An 881-nucleotide genomic window follows, 5' to 3' on the forward strand; every position below is an offset into this window, starting at 1 on the left:
GATGGACCAGATCTCCGGCAAGCTCGAGCCATGGTTCGGCACCTCAGGCCGCGCCCTGCTGCCGAAGGGTCGCAAGTCGATGCAGCTGGGCGGATGCGAGTTCGGCGAGCGTGCTGGCGGCAAGCTCGAGCATGGCTTCGACAAGGATGCGAAGGCCGTCGACGCGCTGCAGCAGGCTAAGCTCGGTCGGCTGACATTGAGCGTCAGCTACAGCCTGGACAAGGCTGCCCTGAAGAAGTTGCTCCAGGGGAAGGGCAAGACCAAGGCGGCCTTGACCGAGCTCGGCTTCAAGGTGGGCTCGGGCGACCAGTTCTTCATCAAGCGCATGGAGCAGGGCGGCACGATCGCCCCGGCTAGCTGATGGCCATCAACATGGCCCAGCTCGCCAAGGCCGCCCAGGGCGAACCAACCGCGCGCGTCACCGTCAACAAGGCCTGGCTGGCCGAGGTGCACAAGCTGCTGCTCGAGGGCGAGGAGGCGAAGCATGACGCGCGGGGGCTGCGTCTGCAGCTCCGCATTCGGACCAGCCTCGACGCGGCGATCGAGAAGCTTCGTCGTGGGTGAACGCCTCCGCGGCCGAGCTGGCCAGCGCCAGCGGCTGCGGCGTCTGAAGCGCACCAACGGCCTGTGCGAAATGTGCACCGATGAGGGGCGCGTTGAGGAGGCCAAGTTCGTCGACCATATCGTGCCGCTCGCCAAGGGCGGTGAGGACGTCGACAGCAATACCCGCAACCTGTGCGGGCCGCACCACCGCGAAGTCACGGCCGAGCAGTTCGACCAGCAGGTCGCGCGCGGCGCTCGCGGCATCTCCGAATCGGGTCGGCCGACCAGCCCGAATCACCCTTGGAACGCCTCGCGGGTGTCAAGCGAAACCGGTCAGG

2 protein-coding genes and 1 pseudogene are annotated in these 881 nt (G+C 67.1%); all 3 read left to right on the forward strand.

All coding sequences use genetic code 11. The features are described from left to right. Positions 1-361 (forward strand): annotated as a pseudogene (locus PYV61_RS25960) (hypothetical protein); the annotation flags it as partial. Next, positions 361-564: a hypothetical protein gene (locus tag PYV61_RS25965; RefSeq protein ID WP_275836786.1), complete on the forward strand. Its 204-nt coding sequence runs from the start codon at positions 361-363 to the stop codon at positions 562-564. The pseudogene PYV61_RS25960 and the gene PYV61_RS25965, both read left to right, overlap by 1 nt. Next, positions 557-881, forward strand: a 325-nt coding sequence (locus tag PYV61_RS25970; RefSeq protein ID WP_275836787.1) for an HNH endonuclease signature motif containing protein, incomplete at its 3' end; no start/stop codon positions are given. The genes PYV61_RS25965 and PYV61_RS25970, both read left to right, overlap by 8 nt.

Origin of the sequence: Roseisolibacter sp. H3M3-2 (assembly GCF_029211165.1) — a bacterium.
Lineage (GTDB): Bacteria > Gemmatimonadota > Gemmatimonadetes > Gemmatimonadales > Gemmatimonadaceae > Roseisolibacter.